General features: G+C 67.7%; 13 protein-coding genes. 11 read left to right on the forward strand and 2 right to left on the reverse strand.

What is annotated here, in order from left to right; all coding sequences use genetic code 11:
* Positions 1-23: 23 nt before the first annotated feature.
* From LGN17_RS29940 to LGN17_RS29975, 8 genes are all read left to right on the forward strand, one after another.
* The gene (locus LGN17_RS29940) at positions 24-782 is read left to right on the forward strand and encodes a molecular chaperone (RefSeq protein WP_175913381.1); all 759 of its coding nucleotides are present in this window, start codon (positions 24-26) and stop codon (positions 780-782) included.
* 178 nt (positions 783-960) lie between these two features.
* Complete coding sequence (locus LGN17_RS29945) at positions 961-3,597, forward strand: fimbria/pilus outer membrane usher protein (protein WP_226200665.1); 2,637 nt, start codon at positions 961-963, stop codon at positions 3,595-3,597.
* 154 nt (positions 3,598-3,751) lie between these two features.
* Positions 3,752-4,396: a molecular chaperone gene (locus LGN17_RS29950; RefSeq protein WP_319000875.1), complete on the forward strand. Its 645-nt coding sequence runs from the start codon at positions 3,752-3,754 to the stop codon at positions 4,394-4,396.
* 80 nt (positions 4,397-4,476) lie between these two features.
* Entirely contained in the window at positions 4,477-7,473 is a 2,997-nt protein-coding gene (locus LGN17_RS29955; protein ID WP_226200667.1) for a GLUG motif-containing protein, read from the forward strand.
* 59 nt (positions 7,474-7,532) lie between these two features.
* Positions 7,533-8,708, forward strand: a complete 1,176-nt coding sequence (locus LGN17_RS29960) for a fimbrial protein (RefSeq protein ID WP_226200668.1) — start codon at positions 7,533-7,535, stop codon at positions 8,706-8,708.
* 198 nt (positions 8,709-8,906) lie between these two features.
* Positions 8,907-9,722 (forward strand): ABC transporter substrate-binding protein, encoded by an 816-nt coding sequence (locus tag LGN17_RS29965; protein WP_175955443.1) that lies wholly within the window; start codon positions 8,907-8,909, stop codon positions 9,720-9,722.
* A gap of 94 nt (positions 9,723-9,816) precedes the next feature.
* Positions 9,817-10,539 (forward strand): amino acid ABC transporter permease, encoded by a 723-nt coding sequence (locus LGN17_RS29970; protein WP_175955442.1) that lies wholly within the window; start codon positions 9,817-9,819, stop codon positions 10,537-10,539.
* Positions 10,540-10,541: 2 nt separating this feature from the next.
* The gene (locus tag LGN17_RS29975) at positions 10,542-11,267 is read left to right on the forward strand and encodes an amino acid ABC transporter permease (protein ID WP_226200669.1); all 726 of its coding nucleotides are present in this window, start codon (positions 10,542-10,544) and stop codon (positions 11,265-11,267) included.
* Between the two features lie 169 nt (positions 11,268-11,436).
* Here the strand turns inward: LGN17_RS29975 and LGN17_RS29980 are convergent, their stop codons facing one another.
* Positions 11,437-12,699, reverse strand: a complete 1,263-nt coding sequence (locus LGN17_RS29980) for a M23 family metallopeptidase (RefSeq protein WP_226200670.1) — start codon at positions 12,697-12,699, stop codon at positions 11,437-11,439.
* A 335-nt stretch (positions 12,700-13,034) separates the two neighbouring features.
* On the reverse strand, positions 13,035-13,682 hold the full coding sequence (locus LGN17_RS29985; protein ID WP_174980006.1) for a TetR family transcriptional regulator: 648 nt from the start codon (positions 13,680-13,682) through the stop codon (positions 13,035-13,037).
* Between the two features lie 150 nt (positions 13,683-13,832).
* Here LGN17_RS29985 and LGN17_RS29990 point away from each other — a divergent pair, with 150 nt between their 5' ends.
* From LGN17_RS29990 to LGN17_RS30000, 3 genes are read left to right on the forward strand one after another with little or no spacing between them, the layout of a single operon-like run.
* Positions 13,833-15,032 (forward strand): MexX/AxyX family multidrug efflux RND transporter periplasmic adaptor subunit, encoded by a 1,200-nt coding sequence (locus tag LGN17_RS29990; protein WP_226200671.1) that lies wholly within the window; start codon positions 13,833-13,835, stop codon positions 15,030-15,032.
* Positions 15,033-15,052: 20 nt separating this feature from the next.
* Positions 15,053-18,190 (forward strand): multidrug efflux RND transporter permease subunit, encoded by a 3,138-nt coding sequence (locus LGN17_RS29995; protein WP_226200672.1) that lies wholly within the window; start codon positions 15,053-15,055, stop codon positions 18,188-18,190.
* Entirely contained in the window at positions 18,190-19,647 is a 1,458-nt protein-coding gene (locus tag LGN17_RS30000) for an efflux transporter outer membrane subunit (protein ID WP_226200761.1), read from the forward strand. Before LGN17_RS29995 ends, LGN17_RS30000 begins: the two co-directional genes overlap by 1 nt.
* The last annotated feature ends 289 nt before the right edge of the window (positions 19,648-19,936 follow it).

Raw genomic sequence — 19,936 nt, forward strand, 5'->3', positions numbered from 1 at the left:
CGGTACATTTTCCGTTCCACGTCATGACCTTGTCAATTCGTTATCCTTATTTACAAGTCGTGGCCGGTGTCATGGCGTGGGCCACCTGTGCCACGCTGGCGCAGGCGGCGCTTTTGCTGGACGGCACCCGGGTGATATTTCCCGAGCGCGCTCGGGACGTGACGGTTCGGATGGAAAACTCCGGTTCCGAACCCGTTCTCGCGCAGAGCTGGATCGACGACGGTCGCGCCGACGTTCCGCCCGAACAGATGCGCACGCCATTCGTGGTTGCGCCGGCATTGGTGCGCGTCGAGGCGGGGAGGGGCGCCGTGTTGCGCATTACGAACATGCAGGCGCAGTTGCCTGTCGACCGTGAGTCGGTGTTCTGGCTGAACGTGCTCGAAGTGCCGACGGTACAACCGGACGCGGACAACCGGCTGCGCTTCGCCTTCCGAACCCGCATCAAGATGTTTTACCGGCCCTCGTCGCTCGCGAACGACGTCGAAACGGCTCAGGACAAACTGGTCTGGAAGGTTTTCGCCGACGCGTCGCACGCGGGCGGACAGCAGATATCGCTCGAGGTTTCCAATCCGACGCCGTATTACGTGTCGTTCGGGATGGTCGAGGGTGACGTAGGCGGCACGTTCATCCCGGCCGGTGGCGGGATGGTCGCACCGTTCGGCTCCCAGCGCTTCCCGTTGCAGGGCGCCGCCGCGCAGTCGCATCGCCCGACGGCCGTGCGCTTCGTGACCATCGACGACTACGGCGGGCAGAGCACGATAACAAGAAAATTGACCGACTGAGCAGTCTGTCCACGCAACGCATCCAAAAGGCACGATCCAGCACACCGGCTCGGATAATCGATTCGGCATGCGAATTAACTGAATCCTCATGCGTAGTTCAGCAGGTTTCCAATCTTCATGCGCGTCGGGGCTCGCCCCGCGGTTTCCGCAGCGGCCTTGTCTGCTGGCGGTCGCTTCCGTGTTCGCGTCAGTCGCGATAACGTCGGGCACCAACGCCGTTGCGGATACGATCGACCCGGTCGCGCGGGAAGATGCGCGCCGCGCGGCCGCAAGCGCGTCGCCGGTTGCGCCGGCGGCCGGCGAGACGCACTTCGACGATTCGATGCTGATGCATGGCCCGGACAGCGAACCGATCGATACGACGCCGTTCGGGCGTCCGAATGCCGTCGCGCCAGGCGTGCATCGTGCGGATCTGATCGTCAACGGGCAGTGGCGCGGCGTGGAAGACATCACGTTCCGTCACGACGTGCGTGGCGACGTGCTGCCTTGCTACGACCGGACGCTGCTGCAGCGGGCCGGCGTCGACCTCGACCGAAGCGCGCGGGGCCAGGACGCCAGCCAGCCGCCGAATCCGATGCCCGACGGGCCGATCTGCGATGCGCCGTCCCGATACGTGCCCGGCGCCGCGCTGTCGTTCGATGCGGCCGAGCAGAAGCTGTATCTGACGGTGCCGCAGTTCTACATGCGGCTCGCCAGCCAGAGTACCTACGTCGATCCGGCGAACTGGACGAACGGCGTGCCGGCCGCGTGGCTGAACTACAACGCCAGCGTGTTCACGACGCGTTCCAGCGGTTACGAATTCTCGCAGCTCTACACCGGCCTCTCGATGGCCGCGAGCGCCGGGCGGTTCCGGATTCGCCACAACGGCAACCTCACCTGGTCGCAGCGCGGCGGCGCCCACTATCAGCGTGGCTACGTCTACGCGCAAACCGATCTGCCCGACTGGCATGCGCAACTGCTGGCCGGCGAAAGCTCGACGAGCGGCGCGCTGTTCGACGCCGTGTCGTTTCGCGGCGTACAGCTCGCGAGCGACGACCGGATGCTGCCCGACGAGCAGCGCTACTACGCGCCGGTCGTGCGCGGCGTCGCGCAGTCGAATGCCAAGGTATCGATCTACCAGCGCGGCTATCTCGTTCACGAGACAACCGTCGCGCCCGGGCCGTTCGCGATCGACAACCTGCAGGCGATGAGCTACGGCGGTGATCTGAACGTGACGGTGACCGAGGCCAACGGCGAAACGCGCAGCTTCGTGGTTCCGTTCGCGACGACGGTCCAGCTGCTGCGTCCCGGCAGCACGCGGTTCAGCGCGATGGCGGGGCAGGCGATCGAACTCGGCGGCGACATCGGCACGCAGTACGTCGGCCAGTTCACCTTGCAGCGCGGGCTCAGCAACGCAGTGACGGCCTATGGCGGCGCCGCGTTCGCGAACCGCTACCAGTCGGTGCTGATGGGCGTCGCGCTCAATACGTCGGTCGGCGGCTTCGCGGCGGACGTCACGATCGCACGGACCCAGCCGCCAGGCAGCGAGCGCCTGACCGGCTCGAGTATCCGTGTGTCGTACAGCAAGAACCTGCCGAACAGCGGCACGAACTTTTCGCTGCTTGCGTATCGCTATTCGACGAAAGGCTATCTCGGTCTGCGCGACGCGTTGTTGCTGAACGGCCGCGGCGAGCAGGGCGCCGCGTCGTTTTCGCGGCTGCGCAATCGGGTCGATCTCAACGTGAGTCAGCAAATCGGCCGGTCTGGCAACCTCTATGCGAACGGATCGGCGCTCAGCTACTGGGCGGGAGGCGGACAGTCGCTCAGCTTCACGCTCGGATACAGCACGCAATGGCGCGACGCCACGGTGACTGCATCGGTGCAGCGCGTGCGCAACCTGTCCGCACGGGTACCGTCGTCAGGCGGCGATGCAGGCAGCACGCTCGTGAGCCTGAACGTATCGGTTCCGCTGGGGCGCAACATACGGCGCGCCCCGATCTTCAGTACGCTCATGACGCACGACAGCAGTAACGGCATCAGTGCGACGGCGAGCCTCGCGGGCCGTTTCGGCGAGCGCAACGACGGATCGTATTCGTTGTCGTCGAGCTACGACGGCAACAACCGGGCGTCGTCGGGCAGTTTCGGCGTCGGCTATCAGAGGCCGGCCGTGTCCCTGTCGGCGAGTCTCGGCATCGGGCGCGACTACCAGCAGGCGTCGGTGAGCGCAACGGGCGGCCTGGTGCTGCACCCCGGCGGCCTGACACCGGCACCCGCCCTGAGCGAGACCATCGGTATCGTGCACGCGCCGAACGCACGCGGCGCACTGGTTGCGAACACGAGCGCACGCGTCGACCGCTTCGGTTACGCGATCGTGCCGAGCCTCATTCCGTATCAGCTCAACAAGATCGACATCGATCCGAAGGATGTGCCCGAGGATGTCGAACTGAAAACCGTGTCGCACAGCGTGGCGCCGCGCTCGGGTTCGATCGTGATGCTGTCTTACGACACGCTGAAGGCGCGCGCGCTGCTGATCGACGCGCAGACCGACGACGGTCGGCCGCTGCCGTTCGCCGCGCGCGCGCTCGACGCGGGTACCGGTGAGGCGCTCGGCGTGGTCGGGCAGGGCAGCCGCCTGTTCGTGCGCAGTGCCGCGGACGACGGCCGGATTCGCGTCGAATGGGGTACGCGCACGGATCAGCAGTGCGTGATCGATTACGCGGTGCCGGCTGCGCAGCGTTCGGGAAGCGGCTATGTGACGCTGTCCGGCGTTTGCCGCGCGGCGACGGTGGTGCCGGCGGCGGCTGGAGCGTCGGCCGGCCGTATCGCGGAGCGCTAGCCCGATGCATCGATCGGCGTCTCGCTCCGCTTCCGTCGTTTGCACGTTGCCGCGCCGTTTGCGTGGATATCCCGGTGCCGGCCGCATCGCGCGCGCGGCGGCGCTGGCCTGCGTCGCGAGCTTCGGAACGGTCCGGTGCGACGCGGCGTTGTCCGTGACCGGTACCCGCTTCGTTTATCCGGGCGATGCGCGCGCACTGACGATCTTCGCGCGCAACGGCGGGGACGCACCCATTCTCGTCCAGGCCTGGCTCGACGATGGCGATGCGAACGCCGACCCGAGCCGCTTGCGCGTGCCGTTCGTCGTCGTGCCGCCGCTTGCCCGGCTCGATCCGGGGCAACCGCTGTCGATCCGTGTGCAGTCGGTCGGCGGCGGTCTCGCCGCCGACCGTGAGTCCTGTTACTGGATCAACCTGCTCGAAGTACCGCCGGCCGCGCCGGCGGGCGATCACGCGCTGCGCATCGCATACCGGCTCAGGATGAAGCTGCTGGTTCGACCGCCCGGTCTCGACGGCGATTCGGACGACGCGCCGAACCGGCTCGCATGGACACATGCCGGCACCGGCGCGGCGTCGATTGTCGCGCTCAATCCTACGCCGTACTACGTGACGCTGACGCGCGTGTTGCTCAACGGCGAGCGTGCGGTGCCGGCGAACACGGCGGTGGATGTCGCACCATTCGGCCGGGCAGAGATTCCGATCGGCATGCAGGCCGGCGCGGGGCCGGGCGAGATCGTGTTCGATGCCGTCGACGACGGCGGCGCGACGCACGAATACCGGGCGCGGCTCGCGCCGCCGTGACCGATGACGCGTGAAGGCTTGTAGTACCCGTCCTGCCGCGGGCATCGGCAGGGATTCAACCACAACAAGGAAAAACGAAAGTGAACAAGACCTATTCTTTGATATGGAACGACGCGCAGGGCGAGTGGCAGGTCGCTGGCGAACGGGTGCGCCGGCATGGCAAGTCCGCGACGCGCGCACGTGTCGTCGCGGTGCTGGCGCTGCTCGCCGGCGGCGCGACGACGTCCGTGCATGCGCTGCCGACAGGCGAGAAGATCATCTCGGGGAAGGGCGATATTCACCGTTACGACAACGGGCAGCAGATGTCGGTCAACCAGCATAGCGACAAGCTGGTGACGGACTGGCAAACGTTCAACATCGACAAAGGGCAGCGCGTCACGTTCAACCAGCCGTCCGCGGCATCGATCGCACTGAACCGGGTCGTCGGCCAGGACGGCAGCGCAATCCACGGCAGTCTCGACGCGAACGGCCGCGTGTTCCTCGTCAACCCGAACGGCATCCTGTTCGGCAAGAACGCGCAGGTCAATGTCGGCGGCCTGGTGGCGACGACGCTGGATATCAGGAACGAAGACTTCGATGCGGGCCGCTACCGGTTTTCCGGCCAGTCTCCGAGCGAAGTCCAGAACTTTGGCAATCTCGTGGCGGCCGACGGCGGCGGGATCGCGCTGCTTGGCGCGAAAGTCGTCAACAAGGGGATCGTCCAGGCGCAGATGGGCACCGTCGCGCTGGGTGCGGGCAGCGACGCCACGCTGAACTTCGACGGCAGCAAGCTGCTCAGCGTGCAGATCGACCAGGGGATCGTCAACGCGCTGGTCAGCAACGAGCAGTTGCTGAGGGCCGACGGCGGGCAGGTGCTGATGAGCGCGAAGACCGCCGATACGCTGCTGCGCACGGTGGTCAACAACCAGGGCGTCATCGAGGCGCGCACGCTCAGGAATGCCGCGGGCCGAATTTCGCTGGACGGTCACGACGCCGGCACCGTTAACGTCGCGGGCGTGCTGAACGCGAGCGCAACGGCGCCGGGCAACGGCGGCACGGTCGAAACCCGCGGCGCCGACGTGAAGGTGGCGCTCGGCGCGATGGTCGACACGCGCGCGACCAACGGGCGTGTCGGCACCTGGCGCATCGCGTCGTCCGATGTGTCGGTCAAGGCGGGCGCCAACCAGCCGGGTACGATCGTGGCCGACACGCTGTCGCGCAATCTCGCGACCACCGATGTCGAACTGGTCGCCGGACGCGGGCAACTGTCGGTCGACGGGCCGGTGACGTGGGCCAGCGGCAACCGGTTGACGCTGGCCAGCCGGCAGGGCGACGTGTCGGTCAACGGCGCGCTGCGCGCGACGGGCGCGAATGCGCGTGTGGCCATCGACGCGAAGCAGAACGTGCGGATCGCGGCCCCGATTGCGTTGACCGGCGCGAACGCGCTGCTGACGCTCGACTACGGTGTCGCGCACTCGCTCGCGGGCGGTGCGGCCGTGACGTTGTCGGGGGCCGGTGCCGGTTTCGAAGCGAACGGCTATCGCTATACCGTGATCCAGAATCTGCAGCAACTGCAGGCTATCAATGCGAATCTCAACGGGCTGTACGTGCTCGGCAACACCATCGCCGGTTCCTATTACGGTACCGCGTTCAAGACCATCGGTTCGGTCACGCCGTTCGCCGGCGTGTTCGACGGCCTCGGCAACACGATCAGCAATCTCTCCATCGCGAGCAGCGATGCGTATGCCGGGCTGTTCGGCCGCAACATCGGCACGCTGGCCAACCTCAACCTGAAGTCGTTGCGTGTCAGCGCCGCGTCGGGCGTCGGTCCGGTGGCCATCGGCGGGCTGGTGGGCGAAAACGCCGGCAAGATCTCGAACGTGACCGCGACGGACATGCAGGTGAGTGCCGGCGCCAGCCGCAGCAATGCGCTGGGTGGTCTGGTCGGCATCAATAGCGGCGAGCTTTCCCGGGCATCGTTTTCGGGATCGGTAACGGGCAACGGCATGTCGAATGCCGTCGGCGGGCTGGTCGGTGAGAACCAACTGGATCGGTCTGCCGGCATCGTGTCCGACAGCGAGTCCAACGCGACCGTTTCCGGTGGTTCCTCGAACCGCGCGTCGATCGGCGGTCTCGTCGGCGTGAACCGGGGAGGTGAAATCCTGCGCTCGACGAGTCGCGGCACCACATCCGGCGCGTATCTCGCCGACGTGAATGTCGGCGGACTCGTGGGTTCGAACCTGCTCGGCACGATCGTCGACGGATCGGCCCTGGGGCGCGTGACGGGCGGCTCGAGCGGCACGGCAGGCGGATTCGTCGGCAACAATACCGGCGCGATCACCGGTTCGAGCGCGAGCGGTGTAGTGGACGGCCGATACGCGCAGGCAGTCGGCGGCTTCGTCGGGCTGAACCAGGGCAAGGTGGCCGACAGCCGGGCGCTGGGCGCCGTCTCGAGCGCGTCGGCGGGTTCGACGGGCGGTTTCGTCGGCATCAACCTCAGCGACAACGCGTTCATCGACATGGCGGAAGCGCATGGCGCGGTAACGGGCGGCCAGGGTGCCAATGGCGGGTTCGTCGGCAGTCATCTCGGCGGCCGGATTGCTCACGCGGTCGCACGCGGCAAGACGACGGGCGGCAGCTACAGCAAGACGGGCGGCTTCGTCGGCAGCAACGAGGCCGAATTGGCCGACGTCGATGCGAGCGGCGACGTGTCGGCCGGCACCAGTGCGTCGGTGGGCGGCTTCGCCGGTGCCAACACGCGGTTCGGCACGATCGAGGCCGCATCGGCCACCGGTAACGTGACGGGCGGCTCGTCGAGCACGGTGGGCGGGTTCGCAGGCGAAAACCTCGGCACGGTGCGCGACGCGTCGGCGTCGGGGACGGTCAGCGCCGGTTACTGCGCGACGCTCGGCGGCCTGGTCGGCCTGAATGCGGGGCTCGTCGAGCGCGCTGCCGCAAGCGGGCGGGTCAACGGGGCGTCGAACCAGACTTTCGGCGGCCTCGTCGGCATCAACCGCGGCATCTTCCGCAACAGCATCGCGTCCGGCGAGGCTGCGCTGCAGAAGATTGCGGGCCTCAATCTCGGTTTGATCGAGTAATGCAGCAGGCGGCGGGCGAGCATGACCGGCGCCCGCCGCCGGTTCAACGGGAGGGCAGCATGAAGACGATTCGATGGCGCCGGCTCGCGCGAGTCGGCCGGGCGATGCGTCGCCTGGCGACGGCGGGGTACATGGTTCTTGCATTCGCCACGCACGCAATGGCGCAAGGCGGTAGTGGCGCGATGGCGCTGGATTGCACGTTCAGCAATCCCGACGCGTCATCCTGGCGCATGATCACGCCGTTGACGAGTACGACGCCGGTCGGCGCGATCCTGTATCAACGCACGGTTTCTCTGATGGTCTCGTTCAAGTACGGCCCCGCACCGGCCGCGCGCGAACTGACGAGTGCCGCACACTGGATGCCGGGCAGCGTTATCGCAGACGGTGTGGCGCAGACGAATGTGAGCGGAATCGGCTTCAAATGGGCCGGCGTGTCCGACGACGGCGGGGAACGCACGCTGCGGCAAGATGCACTGCCGATGGTAACCGCAAAGACCGAACTCACTCGATCGGGAGAAGCCGGAAGCGACATACGGATGATGCGCTTCCGGCAGTTTCTGGTGCTCGACAAGCCTGTCTCGCAACTGCCGCAGGGCAAGCTGATCATCAAGAACCTGCCTGGCAATCCGACCGTCGCGATTTATGCGATCGACTTTCCGAAAGGCGCCGCATCGATAGGCAGCACGGTGACGGTGCCGGGGCAGACAACGCCGCCCAACCTGTGCAAGCAGGTGAAGACCTTTGTCGGCGTCGGCAACGTCTGCATCGGCAGCGAGTGCGAGATCCATGTGCCGAACCGCTGCGAGATCCAGTCGAACATGATCGTGCCGGTGACGCTCGGCAATTTCGCGATCAGCAATTTTCCCAGCGTGAATGCGATGTCGAAGCCGGTCAGTTTCGATATCGCGCTCAGCCAGTGCGCGGCAGCGGCAAAGCCGTCGATCAGTTTCCGCGACAAGGCCGCGCAGCCGAATCCGGACAAGACGCTGCTGCAATTGAGCGCGCCGGCCGGGCAGACGGTCGCGCGCGGGTTCAACATCGTGATGACGAATGCGCTGACCGGCGAGCGGATTGCGTACGGCGAGCCGGGTACGGCCACCCAGTATCCGATGCGTCGCACCGGCGACATGGCCGTGATGCCGTTGCGCGCGCAGTACATTCGTACCGGTGCGGACGCCGAGCTGCAGCCCGGCTATGCCGGCGGCGGCGCGGAATTCTCGTTTACTTTTCCGTGAACGCGACGGGCGGCTTTGCGATCGGGCCGGCCCCGCTTCATCACGAAACCCGCTGAGCAAAGCACCATTTGTTGGTTCGGATTCGCCGCACGCGCTGATACGTTAGCGGCTTCGCGACGGCACGCTCCGTCGCGATGTTCTTCAAACCGGGCCGCCGCGCGATCCGCGGCGGCCTTCATAACAAATCAGGTCGTGCTCATGAAAATCCACACGCTCGCTACGTGGCTCGCCGGGGCCGCGCTCATCGCTGCAAGCACCGTCGCACATGCGGACCGTCTCGACGACATCAAGAAAGCCGGCGTGCTGCGCGTCGCGACATTCGACAGCAACCCGCCGTTCGGTTACGTCGACGGCAAAAGCAATCACATCGTCGGCCTCGACGTCGACTATGCAAAGGCGCTCGCCGACAAGCTCGGCGTGAAGCTGCAACTCCAGCCGACCAACCCCGCGAACCGCATCCCGTTCCTGACGTCCGGCAAGGTCGATCTCGTGCTCGCGAACTTCACGATCACCGACGAACGCGCGAAGCAGGTCGACTTCAGCATTCCGTATTTCTCGTCGGGCCAGCAGTTTCTCGCGAAGAAGGGCGTGCTGAAATCGGCCGACCAGCTGAACACGCTGCGCGTCGGCGCCGACAAGGGCACGACCAACGAGATCACGCTGCGCGAGAAATTCCCGAAGGCGACGATCGTCGCGTATGACGACACGCCGTTCGCGTTTGCCGCGCTGCGCGCCGGCAACGTGCAGGCGATCACACAGGACGGCCCGAAGCTGATCGGGCTGCTCGCGAACGTGCCCGACAAGCAGAACTACGAGATCCCGGCGTTCACGATCTCGAACGACTACATGGGCGTCGGCGTGCCGAAGGGCGAGACGCGCCTGCTCGGCTTCGTCAACGATACGCTGAAGGGGCTCGAGGCGAACGGCCGTGCCGGGCAGATCTACGACGCATGGTTCGGGCCGACGACGAAGACGCCGCTCACGCGCATCTTCCGGATCGGCGACAAGACCTGATCCGCAGCGCACGCGCGCCGCAACCGGCCGGGCCACCGGCCTCGCGGCGCTTTCCGTTTTCTTCCGATCGCGCGCTTCGCGCCCGCAACACAGCATGCTCGGGTTGGCTCCCAAATATCTGTCCTGGCTCTGGCAGGGCTTCCTGCTGACGCTCGGCCTCGCGGCCGCGTCGGCCGTCTTCGCGACCGCCGGCGGGCTGCTGCTCGCGGTCATGCGGCATGCGCGCGGCCCGGGGCTGCGCACGGTGGCGGCCGCGTACGTCGTCACGTTTCGCAACACGCCACTGCTCGTGCAGTTGCTGTTCTGGTATTTCGGCGTCGCGTCGTTGCTGCCCGACACGTGGATCGCGTGGCTCAACGCGCGCCATGCGTTGAGCATCGGCCCGTTCACGCTCGCATGGCCGTCGTTCGAATTCGTCGCGGGCTGGGTCGGGCTGAGCGCCTATACGGCCGCGTTCGTCGCCGAGGAGTGCGAAGCGGGCTTGCGCGGCGTGCGGCGCGCGCAGCACGATGCGGCGGCCGCGCTCGGCCTCACGCCGATGCAGTCGCTGCGTTACGTGGTGCTGCCGCAGGCGGTGCGCATCGCGTTGCCGCCGCTGTTCGGCCAATACATGAATCTCGTGAAGAACTCGTCGCTCGCGATGGCGATCGGCGTGGCCGAGCTGTCGTATGCATCGCGGCAGGTCGAGACCGAGACGTTCAAGACGTTCGCGGCATTCGGCGTGGCGACCGTGCTGTACGTTGCGGCGGTGGCCGCGATCGAAGCGGGCGCGTATGCCGCCACGCAATGGCGCGACCGGCTGGGAGCGGGGCGCTGACGATGGACTTTTCGCTGCTGCTCGCCAATCTGCCGTACCTGCTCGTCGGCGCGTTCCCGGAAGGACCGCTCGGCGGCGCCGCGCTGTCGCTGCTGCTCGCAATCGCGTCGGCCGTCGTGTCGGCCGTGCTCGGCATCGCGCTCGGTGTTGCGATGGCGCTCGCGCGCGGCCCAGCACGCGTGCTGCTGCTTGCGTTCATCGGCTTCTTCCGCGCGATTCCCGTGCTGATGCTGATTTTCTGGACCTACTTCCTGATACCCGTGGTGCTGCACATGGACGTGCCGGGGCTCGCGACGGTCGTATGCGCGCTCGCGCTGATCGGCGGCGCGTATCTCGCGCACGCGGTGCATGCGGGCATCGTCGCGGCCGGCGACGGGCAATGGCAGGCCGGGCTGTCGCTCGGGCTCACGCGCTGGCAGACGGTGCGCTACGTGCTGCTGCCGCAGGCGATCCGGATCATGACGCCGTCGTTCGTCAACCAGTGGGTCGCGCTCGTGAAGGACACGTCGCTCGCGTATATCGTCGGCGTGCCGGAGCTATCGTTCGTCGCGACGCAGGTGAACAACCGGCTGATGGTGTATCCGGCGCCGATCTTCCTGTTCGTCGCGTTGATCTATCTGGTGCTGTGCACGTCGCTCGACGGCGCGGCACGCTGGCTGCTGTCGCGGCGCCCGCGTACGGAGCGCGCGACGCACGCGGCGGCCGGGGATACGGAACCCGCGCGGTGACGGCATGCCGCGGCCGTTTTTGAACTGCCGACGAGGCAGTGTCGGTGAATGGGTGCAGCGGGCTGCGTGCCAGGCAGGTCAGGCCCGGCGGGCAGGGGCAGGGACAAGGAAGGTAGAACGCCGGCTGCGCGCGCCGCTACCCGCCGGGCAACTGCGCGCGGCACGGGCGTCACGACGCGGAGTAATGCGTATTGAAGACTGCGCGTAGCGTCGATGAATCGGTCGCGAAATCGCCCCACAGCGGCCCGTCGTTCTGCGCGAACGCGAACGGCGCCGTATTGATCGATGCGAGGCGGAAGCGCCATTGCGCCGCTTCCTGGCGGAATGCGGTGAGCTGCATGTCGGACAGCGCGGTCTGTGCGCTCGCGAGCGTGACGAGCGGATCGACCGGATTGTTCGCGACGCGCACCTCGAAGTGCAGGTGCGGGCCCGTCGCGGCGCCCGTCATCCCGACCGAGCCGATGCGCTGGCCCTGCTTCACGGTCTCGCCCGTCTTGAGGCCGCGTGCGAACGCGGACAGGTGCGCGTAGTACGTCGAGTAACCGTCGGCGTGATCGACGATCACGTAGCGGCCGTAGCCGCCCGGATCGGTGCCGACGAACGATACGACGCCGTCGGCCGCTGCGTCGACGGGCGTGCCGGTGGGTGCCGCGAGGTCGACGCCCGTGTGGAACGCCATCGCCTGCGACAGCGGATGGACGCGCTCGCCGAAGAACGAGCTGATGCGCGTCCACTTGACCGGCATCGTGAATGCGGCGGCTTCGAGCGGCGAGCCGTCGAGCGTGTAGTACGCGCCGTGCTCGGCGCCCGGTGCGCGGAACCAGATCGCGCCGAACGTGCGGCCGGCGACGCGCAGTTCGAGTGCGGTAACGCGCGGCGTGCCGTCGTTCGTGTCGAACGCGATGCGGTAATAGTCGCCGCGCTGCGCGCTTGCCCGCATCGCGACCTTGCCGCTGACGAGATCGCCGAGCTGGATACGCACCTCGGGCGGCACGTCGAGACGGTTCAACGTATCGGACAGCGTGAGCTCGATGTTGCCCGCACGCATCCCGTGCTGGCTTTCGGGGGCCGCGAACTGGAACAGGTTCGCATAGCCGAGCATGTCGTTGCGGTGCGCGCTGAGCGGCGCGAACAGGCCCGGCTGCTGGCTGCGGTCGTTGCGTTCGCCGGCATCGTTGCGCTCGCCGAGCGTGCGGGCGAGCTCGCTCGTCACGAAATGCTGCGCGGTGGGAAACGGTGTGTCCGACAGCACGCGCTGCGGTAGCGCGGCCGTGCCCGAGTCGACGGCGCCCGGCAGTTGCGACACGGCCGGCAGCGCGGCGAGGCCGAGTGCGGCGAGGGCGCCGAGCACGGCGGCCGGCACGAGCGCGCGCACAATGCGCTGCGCGCGGCCGGGCGCGAAAGCATCAGGGGTAGCGACAGGCTTGACCAAGGTGTCCACATCCAGGAAAGCGGTTCAAAGGGGTGTGGGCAGGGACCGCCGGCGGCACATCCGTCGGGCAGCGACGGGGCGGGCGGGCGTGCAACAAAACAGGCCCCGCCAGGGGCCTGTTTTGTTTCCGTTCGACCCAACGCGCGGGGCGGGCCCGCTTCGAACGGCGGCGTGCATTCCGGGTCGAACCCGGTTATCACGAAGACGCTAAAGAAAGATGACAGCGTCAGTCTACCGATGTTCCGCAAAACGTTAAAAATTTTAAAGGGGGTCAGCTCATTCGTTTCGCAGTGCGGCAAATTGGGTTAAATCAGCATTTATTACGACAATTTTCGTCAGTCCGGCAATTTGTGCGCGCGGATGCGCAAGGCGGCGGACGTGCGCACGGTGTCGAAGCCGGCGTCGAGCATGGCCTCGGCGTCGGTCCACAGGTTGCCGCGCAGCCGGTTGGTCCAGATCATCGACGCGAACACGCCTTCGAGCAGCGACACGAGATAGACGGCGGCCAGGTGCACGTCGAGATCGGCGGCGACTTCGCCGGCCGCGATCGCGCGACGCAGCAGCGCCTTCGTGATCCGCAGCATCTGCAATTCGAGCAGCATGCGGCGCCGCTGCAGCGCGCCGTTTTCCTCGCTCTGCTCGCACTTGGTATAGAGGATCACGAGCACGCGCTGCATCGGGCCCGGCTCGCCGCATTCCTGCAGATAGTGCGATGCGGCGCGCCGCAGCGTGGCGAGCGGGGGCAGCCCTTCGCCCGCGTCGAAGCCTTCCGACGTGCGCGCGAACGCTCGGTCGCACAGCGCGAGACACACTTCCATCTTGTTGCGGTAGTGGCCGTAGACAGCGCCCCGTGACATCCCGGCGGCCTCGGCGAGGTCCGCCATCGCGGTTTGCGCCACGCCTTTCTCGAGCAGCACGAGCTCGGCGGCGTCGAGGATTCGGTGCTTGATGGCGAGCGATTCTTCGCGGGTCTTGCGGGCCATGTCCTGAAATTCCTTACAGTTCGCTGTCGTTTTATTGAGACAGTGTGACGGTCAGATTGAAGCGGTGTGTATTTAATCAGTCGTGACTGATTATAATCGGCCACCCTGAGCCGCCGCATTTTATCGGTGGCGAACGATCCGAGGTCACACATGAATAACAATCGCTCCCTGTTGCGCCACCGTCTGGCGCCGTTCGCGCTGGCGGCCATGCTGGCCCTGGCCGGATGTGGAAAGGGCGACCAGGACGCCGCGCCGGAGGCCGCGAAACAGGCAACGGTCGTGACGGTGCGCCCGACGGCCGTGCCGATGACCGTCGAATTGCCGGGCCGGCTCGATGCGTACCGGCAGGCGCAAGTACGCGCGCGGGTCGCGGGCATCGTGACCGCGCGCACCTACGAGGAAGGCCAGGAAGTGAAGCAGGGCGCGGTGCTGTTCCGCATCGATCCCGCGCCGCTGAAGGCCGCGCGCGACGCCGCGCAGGGTGCGCTCGCGAAGGCGCAGGCCGCCGCGCTTGCGGCGAGCGACAAGCGCCGCCGTTACGACGATCTCGTGCGCGATCGCGCGGTGAGCGAGCGCGACCATACCGAGGCGGTGGCCGACGACACGCAGGCGAAGGCCGGCGTGACTTCCGCGAAGGCGGAGCTCGCACGCGCGCAGTTGCAACTCGACTATGCGACCGTCACCGCGCCGATCGCGGGCCGCGCACGGCGTGCGCTGGTGACCGAAGGCGCGCTCGTCGGCCAGGACCAGGCGACGCCGCTCACGACCGTCGAGCAGCTCGATCCGATCTACGTGAACTTCTCGCAGCCGGCCGCCGATGTCGACGCGCTGCGCCGCGCGGTGAAGAGCGGGCGTGCGACGGGCATCGCGCAGCACGACATCGCGGTGACGCTGCTGCGCGCCGACGGCACCGCGTATCCGCTGAAGGGCAAGCTGCTGTTCAGCGATCTCGCGGTCGATCCGACCACCGACACCGTCGCGATGCGCGCGCTGTTCCCGAATCCGGAGCGCGAGCTGCTGCCGGGCGCGTATGTGCGGATCGCGCTCGACACGGCGGTCGACCAGCGGGCGATCCTCGTGCCGCGCGATGCGTTGCTGCGCACGGCCGAGCGCACGTCGGTGCGCGTGGTCGGCGCGAACGGCAAGGTCAAGGACGTCGAGGTCGCCGCCGACCAGATGAGCGGCCATGACTGGCGCATCACGCGCGGCCTCGCGGGCGGCGAGCGCGTGATCGTCGACAACGCCGCGCAGTTCGCGCCCGATACGGCCGTCAAGCCCGTCGAGAAGGCGCCGCCGTCGAAGGCAGCGCCGGCAGCGGCCGCTTCGCAGGCGGCTGCCCGTCAAACCTGACCGGTTAACACCACACCACCATGGCACGTTTCTTCATCGATCGCCCCGTCTTCGCGTGGGTGATCGCAATCTTCATCATGCTGGGCGGCGCATTCGCGATCCGCGCGCTGCCCGTTGCGCAGTACCCGGACATCGCGCCACCCGTCGTCAGCATCTATGCGACGTACCCGGGCGCGTCCGCGCAAGTCGTCGAGGAATCGGTGACCGCGCTGATCGAGCGCGAAATGAACGGCGCGCCGGGGCTGCTGTACACGTCGGCCACCAGCAGCGCCGGGGCGGCATCGCTGTACCTGACGTTCAAGCAGGGCGTGAACGCCGATCTCGCGGCCGTCGAAGTGCAGAACCGGCTGAAGACGGTCGAGGCGCGGCTGCCCGAACCGGTGCGGCGCGACGGCATCCAGGTCGAGAAGGCCGCCGACAACATTCAGCTCGTGGTGTCGCTGACGTCCGACGACGGACGGATGAGCGCCGTGCAGCTCGGCGAATATGCGTCGGCGAACGTCGTGCAGGCGCTGCGTCGCGTCGAGGGTGTCGGCAAGGTGCAGTTCTGGGGCGCCGAGTACGCGATGCGGATCTGGCCCGACCCGGTGAAGATGGCCGGGCACGGCCTCACCGCGTCGGATATCGCGTCGGCCGTGCGCGCGCACAACGCGCGCGTGACGATCGGCGACATCGGCCGCAGCGCGGTGCCGGCCAGTGCGCCGATCGCGGCGACCGTGTTCGCCGATGCGCCGCTGAAGACGCCGGCCGATTTCGGCGCGATCGCGCTGCGCACGCAGGCCGACGGCTCCGCGCTGTATTTGCGCGACGTCGCGCGCGTCGAGTTCGGCGGCAACGACTACAACTATCCGTCGTACGTGAACGGCAAGGTCGCGACCGGGATGGGCATCAAGCTCGCGCCGGGCTCGAACGCGGTATCCACCGAGAAGCGCGTGCGCGCGACGATGGACGAGCTGTCCGCGTATTTTCCGCCGGGCGTGAAGTACCAGATCCCGTACGAGACGTCGTCGTTCGTGCGCGTGTCGATGAACAAGGTCGTCACGACGCTGATCGAGGCCGGCGTGCTCGTGTTCCTCGTGATGTTCCTGTTCATGCAGAACCTGCGCGCGACGCTGATCCCGACGCTCGTCGTGCCGGTCGCGCTCGCGGGCACGTTCGGCGTGATGTATGCGGCGGGCTTCTCGATCAACGTGCTGACGATGTTCGGGATGGTGCTCGCGATCGGCATCCTCGTCGACGACGCGATCGTCGTGGTCGAGAACGTCGAGCGGCTGATGGTCGAGGAGGGGCTGCAACCCTACGACGCGACCGTCAAGGCGATGAAGCAGATCAGCGGCGCGATCGTCGGGATCACCGTGGTGCTGACGTCGGTGTTCGTGCCGATGGCGTTCTTCGGCGGCGCGGTGGGCAACATCTACCGGCAATTCGCGTTGTCGCTCGCGGTGTCGATCGGCTTCTCGGCCTTCCTCGCGCTGTCGCTGACACCCGCACTGTGCGCGACGCTGCTCAAGCCCGTGTCCGGCGACCATCACGAGAAGCGCGGCTTCTTCGGCTGGTTCAACCGCTTCGTCGCACACGCGACGAAGCGCTATGCGACGCGCGTCGGCGCGATGCTGAAGAAGCCGGTGCGCTGGCTCGTCGTATACGGTGCGTTGACCGGTGCCGCGGCGCTGATGCTCACGCAGCTGCCGACCGCGTTCCTGCCGGACGAGGACCAGGGCAATTTCATGGTGATGGTGATCCGGCCGCAAGGCACGCCGCTCGCGGAAACGATGCAGAGCGTGCGGGAGGTCGAGTCGGCCATCCGCCGCGACGAGCCGGCCGCGTTCACGTATGCGCTCGGCGGCTTCAACCTGTACGGCGAAGGGCCGAACGGCGGGATGATCTTCGTCACGCTGAAGAACTGGAAGGAGCGCAAGAGTGAAGACGCTCACGTGCAGGCGATCGTCGCGCGCATCAACGAGCGCTTCGCGAGCACGCCGAACACGACGGTGTTCGCGATGAACTCGCCGGCGCTGCCCGATCTCGGCTCGTCGAGCGGCTTCGACTTCCGGCTGCAGAACCGCGGCGGGCTCGACTATGCGACGTTCAGCGCCGCGCGCGAGCAACTGCTCGCGACGGGCCGCAAGGATCCGGCGCTGACCGACCTGATGTTCGCCGGCACGCAGGACGCGCCGCAGTTGAAGCTCGACATCGATCGCGCGAAGGCGTCCGCGCTCGGCGTGTCGATGGACGAGATCAACACGACGCTCGCGGTGATGTTCGGCTCCGACTATATCGGCGACTTCATGCATGGCACGCAGGTGCGGCGCGTGGTCGTGCAGGCCGACGGGCTGCACCGGCTCGATCCGGACGACGTGAAGAAGCTGCGCGTGCGCAACACGCGCGGCGAGATGGTGCCGCTCGCGGCGTTCACGACGCTGCACTGGACGATGGGGCCGCCGCAGCTCACGCGCTACAACGGCTATCCGTCGTTCACGATCAACGGCGCGGCCGCGGCAGGCCACAGCAGCGGCGAGGCGATGACCGCGATCGAGCGGCTCGCCGCGAAACTGCCGGCCGGCACCGGCTTCTCGTGGTCGGGGCAGTCGTTCGAGGAGCGGCTGTCGGGTGCGCAGGCGCCGATGCTGTTCGCGCTGTCGGTGCTCGTCGTGTTCCTCGCGCTCGCGGCGCTCTACGAGAGCTGGTCGATTCCGTTCGCGGTGATGCTGGTCGTGCCGCTCGGCGTGATCGGCGCGGTGCTCGGCGTCACGCTGCGCGCGATGCCGAACGACATCTACTTCAAGGTCGGGCTGATCGCGACGATCGGGTTGTCCGCGAAGAACGCGATCCTGATCGTCGAAGTCGCGAAGGACCTGGTCGCGCAGCGCATGTCGCTCGTCGACGCGGCGCTCGAGGCCGCGCGCCTGCGGCTGCGGCCGATCGTGATGACGTCGCTCGCGTTCGGCGTCGGCGTGCTGCCGCTCGCGTTTGCATCGGGCGCCGCGTCCGGCGCGCAGATGGCGATCGGCACCGGCGTGCTCGGCGGCGTGATCACGGCGACCGTGCTCGCGGTGTTCCTCGTCCCGCTGTTTTTCGTGATCGTCGGCCGCCTGTTCGACGTCGGCCCGCGCCGGCGCGGCGGGGCGCAGCCGGCGGCGATGGAGGGTTCTCAATGATGTTTGCGCTGAATGCACGCGCCGCGCTGCGGGTTCAGGTTGCGCTGGCCGCCGCGCTCGCGCTGGCCGGCTGCACGCTCGCGCCGCGTTACGAGCGGCCGGCGGCGCCGGTGCCGGCGACCTATGCGCCGGTCGACGACAGTGCCGCACCGGCGGCCGAGGCGTCGCCCGCCGACGCCGCGCTGCTCGACGACTGGCGCACCTACTTTACCGACGCCGCGTTGCAGGCGTGGATCGATGCGGCGCTCGCGAACAACCGCGACCTGCGGGTCGCGGCCGGCCGTCTCGAGGAAGCGCGCGCGCTGTACGGCGTGCAGCGCGCGGACCTGATGCCGTCGGTGGATGCGAACCTGGGCTACGACCGTGCGCGACAGTACGACCCGGTCGTGCGCGAAAGCGCGATCAGCGGGCTGTATCGCGCGGGCGTCGGCGTCAGCGCGTACGAGCTCGACCTGTTCGGCCGCGTGCGCAGCCTGTCCGACGCGGCGCTCGCCGAATACTTCGCGACGGCGAACGCGCAACGCACGGTTCGCATCGGCGTGATCGCCGACGTGGCGCTCGCCTATGTATCGGAGCGCTCGCTGCACGAGCAACTCGCGCTGGCGCAGCGCACGCTGGAGGCTCGCGAACGCATGGCCGCGCTCACGCAGCGGCGCTATACGGCCGGCACGAGCGATGCGATCGAGCTGCGCTCGGCCGAGATGCTGGTGGCCTCCGCGCGCGCGTCGCAGGCCGCGCTGCAGCGCGATCATGCGCAGTCCGTGCGGGCGCTGCAGTTACTCGCGGGCGACTTCGCGCGCAACGTACCCGGCGACACGACCGCGCTCGATACGCTGTCGATCGCGCCGGTGGCGCCCGGCGCACCGAGTACGCTGCTCGAACGGCGGCCGGACATCCGGCAGGCGGAAGCGCGGCTCAAGGCTGCCAACGCGCAGATCGGCGCCGCGCGCGCGGCGTTCTTCCCGCGCATCACGCTGACGAGCGACTACGGCTCGGTCAGCGACACATTGTCGAGCCTGTTTGCCGGCGGCACGAGCGTGTGGACGTTCGCGCCGCGCATCACGCTGCCGATCTTCGCGGGCGGACGCAATCGCGCGAACCTCGACGTCGCGAACGCGCGCAAGCACATCGCGGTTGCCGATTACGAGAAGACGGTGCAGACCGCGTTCCGCGAAGTGGCCGACGCATTCGCCGCGCGTGACTGGATCGATCGCCAGCTTGCCGCGCAGCAGGACGTCCATGCGGCCGACGGCGCGCGGCTGAAGCTCGCGGAGCGTCGCTACGCGGGCGGTGTCGCGACGTATCTCGAACTGCTCGACGCGCAGCGCAGCACGTACGAGTCGGGGCAGGAGCTGATCCGGCTCAAGCAGCTCCGGCTCGCGAATGCGATCACGCTGTACCGTGCGCTCGGCGGCGGCTGGTCGCCGGCGTCGGCGGAGGCCGCGGCTTCCGCGTAATGCCCGTCGCCTGACGCGACAACGCACCGGGCGGCATGACGGCGGCGGTACGCTTCGGCGTGCCGCCGCCGCTTCCTTCGATCCATACCGCTTTCCAGCGATAGCGTTCCCCACTGACAGGCCGGCCAGGACGTTCCTCATCCTGCGGCAACGCGCATATACGCGCTCCGGAACGGCCCTCGTCTTGCGACCGCTCGTGTCGCCATCCCGCGCAAACGTGTGCGGGTCATTTCTCCTTCTTTCTCCCATGCAATGCGGTCCGGATGTCGGGTTCCGGCGACCGTTCATA

It is taken from the genome of Burkholderia sp. AU30280, assembly GCF_020420125.1.
Lineage (GTDB): Bacteria > Pseudomonadota > Gammaproteobacteria > Burkholderiales > Burkholderiaceae > Burkholderia.